The organism is Bacillus paralicheniformis (assembly GCF_001042485.2).
Taxonomy (GTDB): Bacteria; Bacillota; Bacilli; order Bacillales; family Bacillaceae; genus Bacillus; species Bacillus paralicheniformis.
The window spans coordinates 1-17,158 of record NZ_LBMN02000019.1; the positions used below are offsets into that span (position 1 = coordinate 1).

The 17,158-nt window shown below is 45.2% G+C and carries 19 protein-coding genes; 6 read left to right on the forward strand and 13 right to left on the reverse strand.

Going from position 1 to position 17,158, the window contains the following annotated elements:
- Positions 1 to 278: 278 nt before the first annotated feature.
- From ACH97_RS14490 to htpX, 5 genes are all read right to left on the reverse strand, one after another.
- A complete protein-coding gene (locus ACH97_RS14490) occupies positions 279 to 461 on the reverse strand; it encodes a hypothetical protein (RefSeq protein WP_048350421.1) in 183 nt (60 codons plus the stop codon).
- The gene (locus ACH97_RS14495) at positions 458 to 673 is read right to left on the reverse strand and encodes a hypothetical protein (protein WP_023856450.1); all 216 of its coding nucleotides are present in this window, start codon (positions 671 to 673) and stop codon (positions 458 to 460) included. Before ACH97_RS14495 ends, ACH97_RS14490 begins: the two co-directional genes overlap by 4 nt.
- A gap of 47 nt (positions 674 to 720) precedes the next feature.
- Complete coding sequence (locus ACH97_RS14500) at positions 721 to 2,721, reverse strand: penicillin-binding transpeptidase domain-containing protein (protein WP_020451129.1); 2,001 nt, start codon at positions 2,719 to 2,721, stop codon at positions 721 to 723.
- Positions 2,722 to 2,832: 111 nt separating this feature from the next.
- Positions 2,833 to 4,182: a TrkH family potassium uptake protein gene (locus ACH97_RS14505; RefSeq protein WP_026579814.1), complete on the reverse strand. Its 1,350-nt coding sequence runs from the start codon at positions 4,180 to 4,182 to the stop codon at positions 2,833 to 2,835.
- 148 nt (positions 4,183 to 4,330) lie between these two features.
- Complete coding sequence (gene htpX / locus ACH97_RS14510) at positions 4,331 to 5,224, reverse strand: protease HtpX (protein ID WP_020451127.1); 894 nt, start codon at positions 5,222 to 5,224, stop codon at positions 4,331 to 4,333.
- Positions 5,225 to 5,365: 141 nt separating this feature from the next.
- Between htpX and ACH97_RS14515 the strand changes: the two genes are divergently transcribed.
- Together ACH97_RS14515 and ACH97_RS14520 are read left to right on the forward strand one after the other, a co-directional pair.
- Positions 5,366 to 6,085 (forward strand): DUF1836 domain-containing protein, encoded by a 720-nt coding sequence (locus ACH97_RS14515; protein WP_020451126.1) that lies wholly within the window; start codon positions 5,366 to 5,368, stop codon positions 6,083 to 6,085.
- Between the two features lie 130 nt (positions 6,086 to 6,215).
- On the forward strand, positions 6,216 to 6,413 hold the full coding sequence (locus ACH97_RS14520; protein ID WP_020451125.1) for an alpha/beta-type small acid-soluble spore protein: 198 nt from the start codon (positions 6,216 to 6,218) through the stop codon (positions 6,411 to 6,413).
- 12 nt (positions 6,414 to 6,425) lie between these two features.
- On the opposite strand, the gene ACH97_RS14525 is transcribed toward ACH97_RS14520, so the two are convergent.
- The 4 genes from ACH97_RS14525 to ACH97_RS14540 all read right to left on the reverse strand — a co-directional run bounded on the left by ACH97_RS14525 (position 6,426) and on the right by ACH97_RS14540 (position 10,246).
- Complete coding sequence (locus tag ACH97_RS14525) at positions 6,426 to 7,514, reverse strand: anti-sigma factor domain-containing protein (protein ID WP_020451124.1); 1,089 nt, start codon at positions 7,512 to 7,514, stop codon at positions 6,426 to 6,428.
- Positions 7,511 to 8,269, reverse strand: coding sequence for an RNA polymerase sigma factor SigI (sigI, locus tag ACH97_RS14530; protein ID WP_020451123.1), 759 nt, complete (start codon positions 8,267 to 8,269; stop codon positions 7,511 to 7,513). Before sigI ends, ACH97_RS14525 begins: the two co-directional genes overlap by 4 nt.
- A 295-nt stretch (positions 8,270 to 8,564) precedes the next feature.
- Positions 8,565 to 9,332: a TerC family protein gene (locus ACH97_RS14535; RefSeq protein ID WP_020451122.1), complete on the reverse strand. Its 768-nt coding sequence runs from the start codon at positions 9,330 to 9,332 to the stop codon at positions 8,565 to 8,567.
- Positions 9,333 to 9,604: 272 nt separating this feature from the next.
- A complete protein-coding gene (locus ACH97_RS14540; RefSeq protein ID WP_041817192.1) occupies positions 9,605 to 10,246 on the reverse strand; it encodes a DedA family protein in 642 nt (213 codons plus the stop codon).
- A 288-nt stretch (positions 10,247 to 10,534) separates the two neighbouring features.
- Between ACH97_RS14540 and ACH97_RS14545 the strand changes: the two genes are divergently transcribed.
- The 3 genes from ACH97_RS14545 to ACH97_RS14555 all read left to right on the forward strand — a co-directional run bounded on the left by ACH97_RS14545 (position 10,535) and on the right by ACH97_RS14555 (position 15,062).
- Positions 10,535 to 12,187: a diguanylate cyclase domain-containing protein gene (locus ACH97_RS14545; RefSeq protein WP_048350420.1), complete on the forward strand. Its 1,653-nt coding sequence runs from the start codon at positions 10,535 to 10,537 to the stop codon at positions 12,185 to 12,187.
- Positions 12,188 to 12,335: 148 nt separating this feature from the next.
- Positions 12,336 to 13,208, forward strand: coding sequence for a non-homologous end joining protein Ku (gene ku / locus ACH97_RS14550; protein ID WP_020451119.1), 873 nt, complete (start codon positions 12,336 to 12,338; stop codon positions 13,206 to 13,208).
- Positions 13,209 to 13,211: 3 nt separating this feature from the next.
- Entirely contained in the window at positions 13,212 to 15,062 is a 1,851-nt protein-coding gene (locus tag ACH97_RS14555; protein WP_025812000.1) for a DNA ligase D, read from the forward strand.
- Between the two features lie 5 nt (positions 15,063 to 15,067).
- On the opposite strand, the gene ACH97_RS14560 is transcribed toward ACH97_RS14555, so the two are convergent.
- The 3 genes from ACH97_RS14560 to ACH97_RS23470 all read right to left on the reverse strand — a co-directional run bounded on the left by ACH97_RS14560 (position 15,068) and on the right by ACH97_RS23470 (position 16,143).
- Positions 15,068 to 15,529, reverse strand: a complete 462-nt coding sequence (locus ACH97_RS14560) for a MarR family winged helix-turn-helix transcriptional regulator (protein WP_020451117.1) — start codon at positions 15,527 to 15,529, stop codon at positions 15,068 to 15,070.
- Positions 15,530 to 15,703: 174 nt separating this feature from the next.
- Complete coding sequence (locus ACH97_RS14565; protein ID WP_025812004.1) at positions 15,704 to 15,883, reverse strand: hypothetical protein; 180 nt, start codon at positions 15,881 to 15,883, stop codon at positions 15,704 to 15,706.
- 104 nt (positions 15,884 to 15,987) lie between these two features.
- Complete coding sequence (locus tag ACH97_RS23470; protein ID WP_095323572.1) at positions 15,988 to 16,143, reverse strand: hypothetical protein; 156 nt, start codon at positions 16,141 to 16,143, stop codon at positions 15,988 to 15,990.
- A gap of 191 nt (positions 16,144 to 16,334) precedes the next feature.
- Between ACH97_RS23470 and ACH97_RS14570 the strand changes: the two genes are divergently transcribed.
- Positions 16,335 to 16,667 carry a MerR family transcriptional regulator gene (locus tag ACH97_RS14570; RefSeq protein ID WP_020451114.1) on the forward strand — a complete coding sequence of 111 codons (333 nt, stop codon included), beginning with the start codon at positions 16,335 to 16,337 and terminating at the stop codon, positions 16,665 to 16,667.
- 30 nt (positions 16,668 to 16,697) lie between these two features.
- Here ACH97_RS14570 and ACH97_RS14575 read toward each other — a convergent pair whose 3' ends face one another.
- The gene (locus ACH97_RS14575; RefSeq protein ID WP_020451113.1) at positions 16,698 to 17,105 is read right to left on the reverse strand and encodes a hypothetical protein; all 408 of its coding nucleotides are present in this window, start codon (positions 17,103 to 17,105) and stop codon (positions 16,698 to 16,700) included.
- Positions 17,106 to 17,158: the final 53 nt, after the last annotated feature.

Here is a 17,158-nt window from a genome sequence, read left to right on the forward strand (position 1 = left end):
CCCTTATTTAAAATAAATGAAGGTCCAAATCGTTTCCGATTTGGACCTTTCAGATTGTTGAAAAAATCGCAAAACAGCTTTTTTGTTTTGCGATTTTTTCATCCCATCAGCGTGATTGAAAACCCTTGCAGTCTAGGAAGGCCGAGCATCGGAGCGGAGCGAATGTTAGAATTCGTGAGCACCGACGCACAGGCCTGACAACGAATGCGAGGGTTTGGCGACACGCTGGAAGGTGCAAATCGTTTCCGATTTGCACCTTTCTCGTTTGATCCGCAGTTTTATTCTTTATCCCGCTGCTGTCCGTCCGCCTTTTTGTTCTTCTTTTTATTGTTCTCGATCACATCAATCAATTTAAAGGCGTTGACATCGCCCAGTTCGTTTGAAAATTCCTCTTGAAGCACATCTGGATTCATCGGTTTTTTATGGTTTTGCATATCCTTGCTTTTTTGATGTTTTTTCATTGGCGCGATTCTCCCTGCTTCCCTTGTTTCGAGTTGCGGTTGGCGCCCCTGTCTCCGTTTTCGGCATCATATTGGGTCATGTATTGATGATCATGCATGCTTTCAGCAGGCGTTTTATTGTTAAGAGCCGCTTCATTTCTGGCAACTTTTCTTTTCATGATGACATTCCTTTCTTTTGTCGTTTCATCCATATCCTTTCCGTTTCCGTACATTCCACACATCCAGTTTTCGGCAAAAAAATAAGCACCCTGAAGGGTGCTTATTTAAACACTTTTTTCACTTTATTGACGACATATGAGCTGCCGCCGCGATCTGACACATCCTCGATCATCATCGTGATTAAAAGGTTTTTGTTTTTGTAATCATAAGCGGTGAACCAGCCGTTTTCTTTACCTTTTTCGTCTTTCTTCGTTTTCAGCTCGGCCGTTCCCGTTTTCCCTGCGATCGTGAGCCCTTTGACAACCGGCTTGTAAGCCGAGCCGCGAGGGTCTTCTACAACGCCTTTCAATCCTTTTGTAATCGCTTCTGCTCCGCCTGTGGGCAGTACGTTTTTATGCCATATTTCTTTCTCTTCGCCGTCCTTTTTGATCAGGTGCGGCTTGATCAGATTACCATCGTTCAAGAAAGGCGTATAGCTTGCCGCGAGGTGTATCGGCGACATCAGCATTTGCCCCTGTCCGTATCCTGAATCGGCAAGGAGAATATCCGAGTCGATTCCTTCGTTTGATATGGAGGAAGACTTCGTCGGGAATTCATAATCAAGTTTTTCCTCGAAGCCGAATGATTTCAGGCCTTCGACAAATTGATCCTTCCCTGTGTCAAGGGCGGTCTGCGCGAAATAAATGTTGTCGGAAGTGATCAGCGCGTTTTCCAGGTTGACATCGCTTAATCGATCGGAAACCCGTGTGACTTTATATCCGCCCCATGACGAATCTTTCTGCCATTCCTTCCCTTCGATCTTCTTAGGTTCATCCGCTTTGATCGCGTCATTTTTCAGACCGATTGAAGCCGTGATTGGTTTGATCGTTGAACCCGGAGCATAGGTTTTATTAAATTTAGAGGTGAATGGCGCAGACGCATCTTTGTTGAGTTTTTCCCATTCTCCTTTTTTCCAGCCAAACAAAAACCCGTTCGGATCGTATGAAGGCGCGCTGACAAGCGCCAACGTTTCTCCAGTCTGCGGCTCTAACGCAACGGCAGCACCGGAGTCATCTTTTAACTGGTTGTACAGTTCTTCCTGTTTGTTGATATCGATCGTGGTATGGATGTCTTTTCCGTCTTTTGCATCCTTTGAGGCAACCGTCGCGTTTGATTCAGGAATCGAAATCGTCCAGCCGATTTCTCCTCTGAGTTCTTTTTCATAAATGTGTTCGAGACCGACGATTCCGAGCAGTGAATGCTCGCTGTAGCCTTCTTTATTCTGCTTTAATTCCTCTTCAGTAATCGGCCGTATGTAACCGGTAAGATGTGCGGCTTTTTCACCGTAAGGATAGTATCTTGATTGCGTGTCTTGTTTCAAAACCCCGGGAAGAGAGGTCGCTTTTTTAAGAAGCTCTGTGCTACCAGGCTTCACTTTTTTCAAGGGAACGAATGATTCGTCCGTCACCCAGCTTGCGGACAGCTGTTTTTCGATGTCTTCTTTTTCCATGTCAAGCATGTTCGCGAGCTTTTTGATGACACCATCTTTATCATCTCCGAGCTGCCCCGGAACGACGCCGATTTCAGGCACTGTCGCATTCGTAGCGAGTTTCTTTCCGTTTCTGTCATAAATGATGCCTCTCGCTGGTTCCTTGGCGGTAATCCGGATGGTCTCCCCTTCCTTCAGCTGTGAAAAAATAAAGGATGGGTTCCAGTTGACTTTCCATGACGTGTCACCGTCTTTTTTTTCTTTGACAAGCTTTGCCTTCCCTTCAAAAGAAACGGGGCCGGCCAATGTATTCATGCTGACTTTATACGGTATTGTCACTGCATCTTTTTTCTCTTTATTTTTTTCATCTTCATCGTTATCGACGGCTGAAACCTTCAAATCGGAAACTCCGATCTGTTCATAAATGGATTGATTGCGCTTGATGAAATCGTCTTTTGAAATCGATTTTTGCGCTTCAGCCGACAGCTGTTCATACATTTCTTCAAATTTTTGATCGTTCCATTTGTTTACATATTGATCCATGCTTTCTTTTGCTGTCGGCTCGTTAGAACAGGCTCCGGCGAGCAATAGAAATCCGGCGGCTATAAACAAATGGATGACTCTCATTTTCATCGTTGCTTCCCCCTTTTTTTCAATCCGCCATTTAAGCATTATATCATACAAATAAATACAGCGACCGACTTTATGATCATAAAAAAAGACAGTTTAACTAAACTGTCTTTCTTATCCGATAATTATTCTTTCCTTTGGATAATGGTAGTTCGCTTCGATTTCTTTTCTGCCGAATAAATAAAGCAACGTGACAATGCCGATTCGGCCGATGAACATCAGAAGGATGATGACACTTTTGCCGATCGTGCTCAAATCTGAAGTAATGCCCATCGACAAGCCGGTCGTACCGAAGGCGGAACACACTTCAAACAGCAGTTCAAGCAAAGAATGCTCTTCCGTTACTGTCAAAACAAGTGTCGAGCCGAAAACGAGAATAACCGCCATCAGCGTCACAATCAATGATTTCATTAAATCCGCCTGGTGCAGCTCACGTTTGAAAACCTTCACCGATTTATTTCCCCTCGCGAAGTGGAACAGCGCCAACAGGTTTAAAGCAAAGGTCGTTGTCCGGATGCCCCCTCCGACAGAGCTTGGCGAAGCGCCGATAAACATGAGCATGCACATGAATAAAACAGTCGTGTGTGTGAATTGGCTGATGTCGATCGTCGCGAGTCCGCCGCTCCTGGTCGTCGTCGACTGGAACAGCGAAAAGAATAATACCTCGTGCCACGATTTCCCTGAAAAAGCAAAGCGCGCTTCCATGGCAAATATGCCGATCGCACCTCCAATCACTAAAAGGAAAAAAGTGACTGATGTCAATTTGGTAAACAGGCTGAAAGAGAATTTCCGTTCTTTGCTGAGCAGGAAATCCTTTACCTCGATGAGGACCGGAAAGCCGATCGCTCCAAGAATGATCAGCATAATCACGATAAACTGAACGAAATAATCATGCTGAAACGGAATCAGCGAGTTGCCTGTAATGTCGAAACCTCCGTTGGTCGTTGCACTGATGCTTGTAAAAAATCCGTGCATAAAGGCTTCTCCAGGTGTCTCAAAGTACTTTAAGAAATAAGTTCCGAGAATCAGCCCGCCAAACAGCTCGATCAGCAGGATCAAGCCGAGCACGTGCTTCATCAGCTTGACAAGGCCCGATAAGTTGGATTGATTTTGATCGGTCATAATCAGCCGGCGCTCTTTCAAACCGATCCGCTTGCCGAAAATCAGCCAGACGAATGTTCCGAGCGCCATCACACCGATCCCGCCAAACTGCAGAACAAACGCCAAAATCCATATTCCGGCCGTGCTGAATGTATCAGCTGTATCAACAACCGTCAAACCGGTTACGCTCACTGCGCTCACCGCAGTAAAAAGGGCATCGATAAATGACCATTCCACATCATTCTTGTGTGCAACGGGCAGACTTAATAATATAACGGAAACCGTCACCGCCAAAAAATAATAGAGCGCGATCAGCTGTACAGGAGACAGCACGCGCAGTAGTTTTTTCAATAAAACCTTCATAATCGTTCCTTCTTTTCAATATTCAAAAGTTGCGCTTCTTGTGTATAACGTGTTCCATTTTAAAGGAAACATGCTCTTATGTACAGCCGATTTTCGATTTTTAAATTTAAAAAGCAAACCCCCTTGAAAAAGGGGGTTTGCATATTGATTATTTTGCTTCCAGACGGCGGATTCTGTCGCTTAAATCAGGGTGTGTTGAGAAAAGCGATGTGTGCTTTTTCCCGTTGATTTTCAAAGTGGCAACAGATGCCTGCTCTTCTTTGACTCTTGAAGTGTACTGCTCAAGCGAGCGGAGCGCATGAATCATCTTATCCTTGCCTGCAAGGTCCGCTCCTCCTCTATCCGCATGATATTCGCGGTGGCGGGAGTACGCAAACACGACAAGGCTTCCGAGAATGGAAAACACGATTTGGAATACGATGACCGCGATAAAGTGAACGATCGGCGCCAGCTCTTCACGGACAACGCGTGAAACAGCCCATGCCGCAATCCGGGCGAAGAAAACAACAAACGTGTTGACGATTCCCTGAAGGAGCGTCATTGTCACCATATCGCCGTTTGCGATATGCGCGACTTCGTGAGCAAGAACGCCTTCCACTGCGTCGTCATCCATTTCCTGAAGAAGACCCGTCGATACAGCGACAAGCGAGCGGTTTTTGGACGGCCCTGTCGCAAAGGCATTCACTTCGCGTGAATTGTAGATGCCGACTTCCGGCATCTTTGTCAGTCCGGCGGCGCGGGACAGCTTATATACCCGGTCAACGAGCTGCTGCTCTTCGTAGCTGAGCGTTTGCTTATCAGGATTCAGCACCTGAACGCCCATAGCCATTTTCGCCATCCATCTTGACATCAAAAGCGACATAAAGGAGCCGACAAAGCCGACAACCGCACTGAATACGAGAAGCGCAACAATATCGATGCCGCCGCCAGCCGTGAAATACGTGCCTACGCCTGTCAGCGAACCGATAATGGACAGCACAATACCGATCGTCGTAATAACTAAAATGTTCGATAAAAGAAAGAGAAAGATTCTTTTTCCCATGATTACCTCCATGTTATAATAAGATCAAATGAACTCGTATAATAAAATTATACGGCATAGAATTGAAAATGCAAGCGATAAGACGTAAGATAATGTTTATATTGTTTGCTATTTCATTTTAATACATAATGAGGTGGAATGATGAAACCTTTTAAACTGACTCGCCTGGAAATGGCCAAACTGATGTACGCTTTAAAAGGGCAGCTGGATGTCAGTCCGCTTGCGATTCTTTTGAGATCGGCCGATTTGGCGCTCGATGAGCCGGAAGACAATTTGGACATCCCCGAATTCATTGTCCGGTACGAACGAAAAAAGCCAAAAACGGAACACGGGCTTTCCACAAATGAAATTGTTGAACTTGGAAATTTGTGCGAACTGACATCCTTAAAATCGACAGCCATCCAAAACTGGATCAAACGCGATATAAAAGATCTGATGGGACATCCGGAACTCGGCAAAAAATATTCCATCGACCAAGCCGTCATCCTTCTCATTGTACGAGACTTAAAATCGGTTTATGACTTCGAAACGATCCGTCCAATCTTAACAACGGTTTTTAATACGATTACAGACCGCTCAGATGATGTGGTGAGTCCGCTGCGCTTTTATGAAGGGTATGCGCGGGTTCTCGATTATGTGTACCGGATCAAAGACTATACGCTGAATGAATCGGCGCTCGAAAAAATCGTCATCGAGCAGACTGGACAGCTCCGCGGTTTTTATCAAGATCTGGCCGATCCCGAATGGAACAAAGCGAGAGATATCACCGCTGTCACTGTGCTATCCGTTATCGCTTCGCACATACAGGCGACCGCCCATTCCATGATTGACAGCGTCTTCTTAAAATATGGTATGAAGTAATCGCCGCTGACCGGTGCGCCTGGCTATTGAGCCAGGCGTTTTTTTACACCTTCAACAATTGCCAGCATAAAAAGCCTCAGTCCATTTCAAACTAAACAAGCAGTACCAATTGAAAAAGGAGTTGAGAATCATGGCAAGAACGAATAAACTCGTCGTTCCCGGGGCGGAGCAGGTTTTAGACCAGTTCAAATATGAAATCGCCCAGGAGTTCGGCGTCCAGCTCGGCTCGGACTCGGTCGCTCGCTCAAACGGGTCTGTAGGCGGGGAAATGACAAAACGACTTGTACAGCAGGCACAAGCTCAAATGAATGGGCATACTGACAAATAAATACCCTATGGTTTATTCGCCGGGCCCGCTCGGCGGATATTCTTGTTGATTTGTTTGGTCAGAAGGTTTTTTCTCCTTTTGATAAGGAGTTTTAGGGCTCTCTTGATTTGTGCCGGAACCGCTTCTCTGCGTTCCTTCCTCCGACTGCTGACCGTCTTTGTCATTATGGTTATGTTCTTGAGGGTTTTCGGTATTAGGGGATTTTGACTCCTTTTCTTTTTCTATTTCTTGATCAGATTGAGAGTGATCTTGATCTGAAGGTTTTTCGCCGTCCGGATGATCTTCCGTGTCTGATTCTTCATCATCCATATGTTGTTCCGGCTGATCTTCTTCTTTCACAGCTTTCTCTTTTTCTCCTGTATCTTCTTCCTGATTTTGATCATCTTTGTTATTTTCATTGTCATCATCTTTGTTTTTGTCTTCTAATTCATCTTTGTGGGAACGGATATAACGGCCTGTTGAGATGCCTTCTTTTTGTGCTTTTGCACGCGTATCAAGGTCTGATTCCACCGCTTCCATCTTATAGTTCTGCTGCTCGTATTTTTTCGCTACATGATCGATTTCGCTTTTTACCGTCGCCTTATATGTATCATCTTTATTGTTTTCATATACGGTGGCGATAAGCACTTCTTTTGATTCGGTGACATAACCGCTCTTATCGCTGTCTTCGACAATTTCACTGATCACTTCTTTAAAGTCAGACTTTTCCCAATTTTCTATACTGCTCATTAAGTCCTTCCCATCCTCGTTCAGCGGCACCAAATCGATAACTTCACAGTTTTTGTTGAGTGTCAATTCAAAGCTTGGATTGATATCGATCGTCATATAGGCGTATGCTTTATTGTTTAAAACATCAGGGATGATCATGAAAGCGAGCAGCATGATCGCCGCGATTGAAAAAACGCCTGCTTTCAGCGGACGGAGCGAAAGCAGATCAAAAAAGCCCGCACGCTTCCTCGACATTCTTGTCTCCGCGGGAAAAGCAATTTCCTGACCGATTTCATAATCTTCCTCTGTGCTCTTTGCTTTTAAAAATTGTCCGTCAGGGGTTAGCAATGTGACGAATTTTTTATTTTTTTCTACAATAATTCCTCTTCTCATGAATTGAGCACCCCTTTTAGATAATCTTTAAGGTAAACATAATCGCCCGTTATAATGATCGCCATAGCAATGATATATTTGCGGTTTCTCTCTACGGTTTTTCTGCTGACAGCCACCAGCTTTTCAAGCTGTTTGACGGGAAGCTGCTTTTTTTCAAACAAGATCTTTTTTAACTCTTCATGTTCGACTAGCGTATATGCCACTTTGATGGCGTTTTGCCTTGCATCCGTATGTTTCGGCGAATGCTCCAGCAAATCGGAAAAAGACAGGCCAAAACTTTTAAGCCTTTCTTTAAAATGGAAAATCTCCTCCCGCCTCTGCTCCTGTTCGAGCATGCGGTTGAATTCATAAATGGAAAGCTCCGCTTCAATCATGCTTTGAGAGGATTCCTGTTCTTCTCCTTCTTGCATGTCCATATTGATATTCTGGGCATTTCTCGCTTCTTTTCTGATATAATCAATGACTTTGCGCTTAATGATCAGCTCTGCAAATGCCAGCAGAGAATTTCCTTTATCAGAAGAATATTTTTCAATGGCTTCATTGAATGCAATCAAGCCGATGCTGAATTCATCATCTTTTTCATCAATATATCGTTTGCACACGGATGAAACCGTTTTAGCCACAAAAGGCTTATACTGATGGATAAGCTCGTTTTGCAACTGCTGATTTCCTTTTTGTATGCTTATTACAGACTCTTCTAATGATTGTTGTTTCTTTTTTCCTGTCTTAAACAAAAGGCTAAGCACTGGTTTCACCTCAGTTCCTCCCTATACTACTCATTAATGATAGCTAATTTGATAGGGATTCGCAAAGGAGAAAACGCGGTATTCATTTCTAATTTTTCAATTGTGACAATGATTTGTTTGATCTCCTAGAACAATTCGTGATCTGTTTGACGATTAAGGGGGTTTTCCCGCCGTTTTTGTAACACGCCTGTTAATAAAATGAAATCTTATTTCGGTTGGACTAGGGCAATCATCCCTGGTGCTTCCCAGTGCGGGCAAACAAAAAAGACCGCCGGTGAAAGACCGGCAGTCTGGCGAAAGCTGTTTACTCCTCTGCAGCTTTATTCTCGTGTTTGTTCGGATTTGTCATAAACCATCCCCCGAGCGCAATAGCGATCAGCACCGCCCAGAAGATGAACTTCCAAGTACCTGAATGAATAAAATGTTCAGAGACGATGTTGATTTGCGGGTGTGCGAGCGTATAGAGCGTCAGTTTCACACCAACCCAGCCGACAATCAGAAAAGCAGCCGTTTCCAGGCTCGGACGTTTCTTTAACAAGTTCACAAATTGACTTGCAGCAAAACGCATAATAATCAGTCCGATAATCCCACCGGCTAAAATCACCATGAACTGTCCGCCGTCAAGTCCGCCGATTTGCGGCAGGTTCGTTGCCGGAAGTGTGACAGCCAGCGCAACCGCCGCCAAAATCGAGTCGACGGCAAACGCGATGTCCGCCAGCTCAACTTTGATAACCGTCGGCCAAAAACCGCTTTGCTTCGACTCTTTCACCTTTTCGTCCTTTTTGAAAACATGGGTTTTCAAAATATGGTGAATGGAGATGTAAAGCAGATAGACGGCGCCGATCGCCTGCACCTGCCAGACGTTGACAAGAAAAGAGATCGCAAACAAAGCGCCGAACCTCATCACAAACGCGCCGGCCAACCCGTAGAAGAGCGCTTTTTTTCTGTCTTTTTCAGGCAAGTGTTTAACCATGACCGCCATGACGAGGGCATTGTCCGCGGCCAAAATACCTTCCAGCCCGACTAGGATGAGAAGAACCCAACCATATTCAAGTAATAATGCTGCATCCATTTTATAATTCCTCCTAAGTGATTGTCTCTTTCTCTTATTCCCGCTAATGCAGCAGGGTATTTTCAGAAAACAAAAAAGACCTCTGCCAACATTAGGCAAAGGTCTTGCTAGACATGGTTATCATTGATTAAATCATGCCAACAAAGCCGATGGATGAACATCCATGAACTGACGACTTTGTTTCCGGTTTTAACATCCGGACGCTACTCCCCTTTGGGATAAAAGAAAATATTGAATTATAAGATAATATTAACCTCATATGCGCCCGGCTGTCAATCCTTATTTTTATTTAAAAAAGTTGAAACGCTTTGCGATTTGACTTTCTTCCGCCTGCCTTTCACCCAAAGGTAAAGAACGAACAAAACGATGAATCCGATGCCGACCGGAAGAAGGTATCCGTCCAATAGGCTGCCGACTTTGCTCCAGTTTTCGCCGAGGTAAAAGCCTAAATAGACATAGACGAACGTAATCGGCGTGATCGCAAGGAATGTATAAATACAAAACACCCACACGTTCATTCTAGCGAGTCCGCATGGAATGGAAATCAGCGTTCTGATGCCCGGTATAAACCGGCCGCTGAATGCGACAAACCCCCCGTGCTTTTCAAAAAACCTGTCCGATTTTTCGAGCGCTTCAGGCTTAATGAAGAAGTATTTGCCGTAGCGCGCCAAAAACGGCCGCCCCCCGTACCTCCCGAGCCAGTAAAGCGTCAGCGGACCTGCGACACCGCCCAGTGAACCTGCGGCAACGACCCCGATCAGCAACATATCGCCTTGATACACCCAGTAGCCGGCAAGCGGCAGAACGATTTCAGCCGGCACGAATTCGATGCACAGCGCCAGAAAAATCCCTAAATACGAGAGGCTCTTAAACGCCTCAGCCAATGATAAAATAAACTCCTCGATATCGACCACAACCTTTGACGATTGATAATTTCAAGTTCCAAAGAACGTACAAAAACGATTTTAACACAATTCAGGAAAATTGAAGAGCAAAATGGGAAGTCCTCCTTAGAAAGAGCAGAAGGATATCATTTTTTATTGGCGAATTTCATTATATATAGTATAATTCACGAATTATACCGGATGTAGCGCTATTGCCGCTTTTTTATGTCAACGGTTAAGAGTACGGCAGTCTGGCCTTTCATAATACAGTATAGAAATTCAGATTTTTCATCATAGTACAAAAAGGCGGAGAAGAAAGTGACAGAAGTTTTTGGTGAATATAATGGATGGTTCGTTCTTTTATCCTATATCACTGCGGTTTTGGCAGCATACACAGCCCTTGATTTATCGGAACGAGTCGTCCATACAAAGGGCAGGAAAAATATCGGATGGCTTTTGGCCGGATCCCTCACGATGGGGCTTGGTATCTGGTCTATGCACTTTATCGGGATGCTGTCATTTCAGACAGCCGAAGAAATGAAATACGATTTGAGATTCGTCTTGCTTTCGATTGTTGCCGCTTTCGCAGGCTCGCTCATTTCATTTTATGTTGTGAATGGAAAAGAACCGACGAATGCAAGACTGGCGGCGGGCTCCCTTGCAATGGGAAGTGCGATCGCATCCATGCATTTTCTCGGGATGGAGGCGATGGAGAATATGACAATCGTCTATCATCCCGTTCTTTATGCCGCCTCTTTTGCAATCGCCATTTTCGCCTCCTTCGCTGCCTTAAAACTGTCAGTGGTATTCGCCAAAAAAACCGGCTCCTTTCGAATCTTGTTCATTAAAATCGGAAGCGCGCTTTTAATGGGCGGCGCCATTTCCGGCATGCACTATACAGGAATGGCAGCAGCTACGCTTTTCATGACTGACGGCCGTGATACAGGCCGCGAAGGAATCGATGCAATTGAACTGGGCATTATGATCGTACTTGTCAGCCTGATGCTTCAATGCTTCTTGATTTTCGGCGCCTTCACTGACAAGCGTCTGCTGTTTCATATCGAGAAAATCAAAGATAATGAGGAACGGTTCCAGTCCTTAATTAACCACAACATTGATCCGATCTACGTGTTTTCGCTTGAAGGCAAAATGCTTTCCGCCAATTCATCGGGATACAGCCTTCTTGAAAAAATGGGAGTTGAGCCTGAGCGCCTGTCTTCGTTTTTTCGACAGGAGGATCATGACAGACTGCTCAACTGGTTTCTTCAGGTCCAAAATGAAAAACAGGCCCTCAACCGCGACACGGAAATCGAAATAGCTGAAAAACGTTTTGATGTAAATGTGACGCTGATACCGGTGTACGTCAGAAAGCAGCTCGACAGCATTTATGTCATTTGCAAAGATATGACAAACCAGCGTGAAGCAGAACGCAAAATCCACAGGATGGCTCACTATGACGCGTTGACAGATTTGCCAAACAGACGGTATGCAGTCGACCATCTCGCAAATGTTCTGGAGCGGCAGAAGACGGGGACGGCTGTGTTGTTTTTGGATTTAAACCGTTTCAAAGTGTTTAATGACGCCCTTGGCCACGACATCGGTGATCTGCTGCTGGTGGCGGCAGCACAGCGTTTGGCGCATTGTGTGCCTGATGAAGGCTTCATCGCCCGGTTAGGCGGTGACGAATTTATCATTGTCGCCCCTTTACAAGGGACAGATCAGCTGACCAGGCAATTGATCAGTCAGTTTGAAACGCCTTTTCACATTAAAGAGCACCGCCTCAAAACATCGGTCAGCATCGGAATCGCCGTTTCTCCGGCCGATGGAACAGACGGTGATGAGCTGATGAGAAAAGCCGACATGGCCATGTACGCCGCGAAGCACAAAAGCAAAAGCAGATACCAATATTTCTCAACTTCTCTCGCCAGAAAGAACAGGCCGTCTTTGCAGGAGGAAACCGAGCCGAACTAAGCGCTTTCTCCAAGCAAATCACTGTATGGCGCAAGCATCCGGACCGAAGCCCGGATGCTTTTTTTCGCTCTGCGTCATCCATAAGTTGCTATTCATGAAACAATCTGCAGAGAGGCATCAATAAAAGAAAAGGAGTTGAACCGAACCGATGCATACGATGTGGAAAGGCTCAATCAGCTTCGGCCTTGTCAATATCCCCATTAAACTGTTCGCAGCGACAGAGGATAAGGATATTAAATTAAGGTCGCTTCATAAAGAATGCCGCGCCCCGATTCAGTATGAAAAAAAGTGCACAAACTGCCATCAGGAAATCGCGCCCGACGACATCGTCAAAGGCTACGAATATGTTAAAGGCAAATACGTCGTCTTATCAGACGATGAGCTGAAACAGCTCAAAGAAGAGCAGGAAGACAAGGCTGTCGAAATTGTTGATTTTGTGCAGCTAAAGGAAATCGACCCCATCTATTTCAACCGTTCATATTTCGTCGGACCGGGAGATAACGGTGTAAAAGCGTACTCCCTTTTGCGCGAAGCGCTCAGAAAAACAGAAAAGATCGGGATCGCCCATATGACCATCCGCTCAAAAAAACAGCTCGCCATTCTTCGCGTCTACGAAAACTGTATTTTAATGGAGTCCATCCACTACCCTGATGAAGTCCGAAACGCGGCCCACGTACCCGGTGTTCCGGAGGAAACCGCGGTCAACGAAAAAGAGCTGCAAACCGCGATTTCACTAATAGACGAGCTGACGACGACATTTGCGCCTGAACAATATGAAGATACGTACAGACTTGCGCTGATGGATAAAATCAAAGAGAAAATCGATCATCATGAGGGTGTCACGCCAAATGCCGGGGCCGCCGCTCCGCGCGAAGATGTCATCGATCTCGTGAGCGCTCTCCAAGCCAGCATCGAACGAACAAAAGCGCCTGACCGGGAAGCGGCAAAAGCGCCTGTTGCAAAAGGAACCGGGGAAAAAAAGAAAAAAACGTCGCGCAAAAAAGCTTCAGAGGCAAAATAAAAAATGGGAATCACGATGCAGCCCGTATTGACCACATCCGCTCCTTCAGGCGGCAATTGGCGATATGAAGCCAAGTATGACGGGTATCGGGGGCTTTTAAAAATTTCCGCGGCCGGCGACGTTTCGCTCATCAGCAGAAACGCGCAGCCGCTCGAAAACACATTTCCGGAAATTACGGAGTTTGCAAAAAGCATGATCGAAAATCTCAAAGAACACTTGCCGATCACAATTGACGGGGAAATTGTGTCGTTGACAAACCGTTTTCGTTCCCGGTTTGAATACGTCCAAAAAAGAGGGTTAAGCAAAAAGACCGAGTCGATTGAACAAGCTGCCGCGAAGAAACCGTGTCAGTACCTCGCTTTTGATTTACTGGTCTTTAAAGGAGAAAGTGTAACCCCGCTCCCCTATACCGAACGAAAACGCATGCTTTCCGACCTGATGAAAGAACTCGGCTTGCCGATGGCTCCCGATCCGATGGCTTACGCACGAATTCAATACATCCCTGACACTTCAGATTTCCATGCTCTTTGGCATGCTGTTAAAAGGTTTGACGGCGAGGGAATTGTCGCGAAGAAAAAAGACAGCCGCTGGGCTGAAAGTAAAAAAACAGCCGAATGGCTCAAGCTCAAAAACTACAAAAAAGCAGCTGTATTTATGACAGGCTACAACATGGCAAACCGTTATTTGACCATCGCCGTCTATGACCGCGGTCAAATCAAAGAAGTCGGTTCGGTTTCCCACGGACTTGGAGAACAGGAAAGAAACGCCATTCTTTCAATCGTCAAGCAGTACGGAACCGAAACAAAGCCCGGCGAATATACCATAGATCCGTCGATTTGCATGACGGTCCATTATTTAACGATTCATGACGGGACATTGCGCGAGGTGTCGTTTGTTTCTTTTGAATTTGACATGGCTTGGGAAGATTGTACTTACAAGCGCCTGCTGCTTCATTCAAGAAACGTCCACCCCGATTTGCAGCTGACAAGCCTTGATAAAGTCATCTTTCCTAAAAGCAATAAAACAAAAGCGGATTACATCGGATACCTGAATGAAATCGGCGATTTTCTGCTTCCGTTTCTCGACAATCGGGCGCTTACCGTTATCCGTTATCCGCACGGTTCCGGCGGAGAATCTTTTTTTCAAAAAAACAAGCCCGACTACGCACCCGAATTTATCACGTCGATTCGGGATGACGAGCACGAGCATATCATCTGCAGCGATTATTCGGTTCTGCTGTGGCTTGCCAATCAGCTTGCGCTGGAGTTCCATATCCCTTTTCAAACAGCGGATACGACCCGTCCGACCGAAATCGTTTTCGATCTCGATCCGCCTTCAAGGTCGGCGTTTCCGCTGGCCGTCAGAGCCGCGAAAGAGCTTCACCGTTTATTTGATCAGCTCGGCCTCTTATCTTTTCCAAAGCTGTCGGGAAATAAAGGGATACAAATCTATATTCCGATTTCAAAAAACGCCTTTACTTATGAAGAAACCCGCCTTTTCACAAGCTTTGCGGCTTCTTATTGTGTCTCGCTTTTTCCCGATCTGTTCACAACCGAACGCCTGATTAAAAACAGGGGCGGAAAACTCTATATTGACTATGTGCAGCACGCTCCGGGAAAAACGATTATCTGCCCGTATTCCACAAGAGGCAATGAGCTTGGCACAGTGGCCGCACCGCTGTTTTGGGATGAAGTCCATTCAGACTTGGCACCCTCAAATTTTACGATGGAGGCTGTCATCAAACGCACAAAGGAACTCGGATGCCCTTTCGAAAGCTTCTTCAGACAGCCCCAAGACAAACAGATCAAAGCTATTCTCGATCACTTAAAAGAAAATGACCGTACGGAAAACTGACTTTTTCAGCGAAACAATAGGTGCTGGCTGTGGATTCCGGCTTTTTTCAGAAGGGCCATCAGCTGCTCCTGTTCCTCTTTTGTTAAGCCTGAAAAAGCCCGCGCAATTCTCAGGGAGTGGATCGGATAAATCTCATCGAGATATGCCTTTCCCTTCTCTGTCAAATTCGCATAGACAGACCGTTTATCTTTCGGGTCCTGCTCTCGTTTGATGAAACCGTTTTTTTCCAATTTGTCGATCACATAGGTTACGTTTCCGCTTACAAGGAGCAGCCTCGAGCCGATTTGCTGCAGCTTTTGGGCTCCCCTCGTATACAAAAGCTCCAATACAGCAAATTCTGTAGGATTAAAGCCGTGTTCCTTGCTGTCCCGAATACTATGTTCTGAAACGCTTTTAAAAGCCCTGGCAAAAACCTTGTACAGCGACATAGCACGGTGTACTTCTTCCTCATTAAACGAAAGTCTCATATCATCTACCTCTTATACTATTTTCTTAAAATGCACCCGGGAAATGAAAACCCTTACAAATATAGAAAAAGAAAGGGTCATGCTTTTCCCATATTCTATATGTATATATTTTCGTTATCCGAAAGAAAACTCCTGCTTATTTTTTTTAAGATATTAAAAAGAAGCCCGTTTTTTTCAAAATGGCCGATTTTGAAAACGGGCTTTATTTTTCCGGAAAAAATAAAAATATTCATTTCTGAGCTCCGTAATCGTCATCCTCTGCAAAACATCCTGATTATACTCACCGAGTGAGTTCAGTTTTTTTAAATAGTGGTTTCTTTCCTTTTCCAAAGCGTTTTTTAACAATCTGCTCATGATTTTCTCCTTTCATTTTCGTGTGTTGTAATATAAGAATAGACCTTATTTATTAACCAGGCTTTAAGGCTGTGTAAAGTTTGCTTTCACGCCCGCTTCCGGATTTAAGAGGACTTTTGATAAAAGCCGTTCTGCACCGCCCTCAGCAGCGGAAACGCATCCTTTCCGGCAAGCTTCATGAATGTCTCGAGCAATTCGTCTCTCTTAATGTCTAAAGCAACGATTTCTTTGGCGAGCGTGACGGCTTTGTGTTCCTTCATCCAACGATTCCTCCTCATCAGTCTGTACCTACAGTATACAAAACACTTTTACCCCTCGCATGGTTCCTGTAAACTTTTCTTCCGCGATTTTTTTAAAAGTTTTTCAACAATGTTAGATTTTCTAACAAACGTCAGGTTTTTTCGCGCGTTTTCTTATATAATACAAAAAAAGTCATCTTAGGGGTGGGAAAATGACAGTCGAAGATCTTTCTTATAAAGATAAAAAAGTGATTTCTATTGGCATTGTCAGCGAGCTGACGGGTTTGTCGGTCAGGCAGATCCGCTATTACGAAGAACGCAAGCTGATCTATCCGCAGCGCTCTTCAAGAGGCACGCGCAAGTATTCCTTTGCTGACGTCGAACGGCTGATGGAAATCGCAAACAAGCGGGAAGACGGTGTTCAGACGGCAGAAATCCTCAAAGATATGCGCAAAAAAGAACAGAGACTGAAAAACGACCAGCAGCTCAGAAAGAAAATGCTCGAAGGACAGCTTAACGCTCATTTTAAATACAAAAACCGCTAAAAAAACGAATCATACCCTCCGGATGATTCGTCACCTGTTTTCCTGCTGTTTCGTTTCCTTTATGTATCCGATGAAATCAATCATAACGCCTTTATCTGGATCATTGCGTATCCGAAACGCGATCGTTCCGGGCTGACCGGTATTTTCCATCTTGTAAGCGGCATGAAACACATGGATGCTCGCTTCAGAAATTTGAAAATCATCAGCACGAAGCCCGGAAATTCCCCATTTCTGTTTGTTTTCCAGGATTGTTTCCGGAGAGGGGGTTGCGCCCTCCACGTACAACCGCTTCATCTTTGACACATCATCGTTCAATATCGCCTCAAGCATACCCTCGACTGCGACGAGCCGCCTGTCTTTTCCTTCATCTTCATTCTGACAGCCGGCAGCAACCATTGCAACGGCTAAACAAATCAGCACAGCTGCAAATCTTCTCATACCAATCCCCCCTGATCTCTGCCTAAAATATATAGGCTTTTACGGATTCTGGC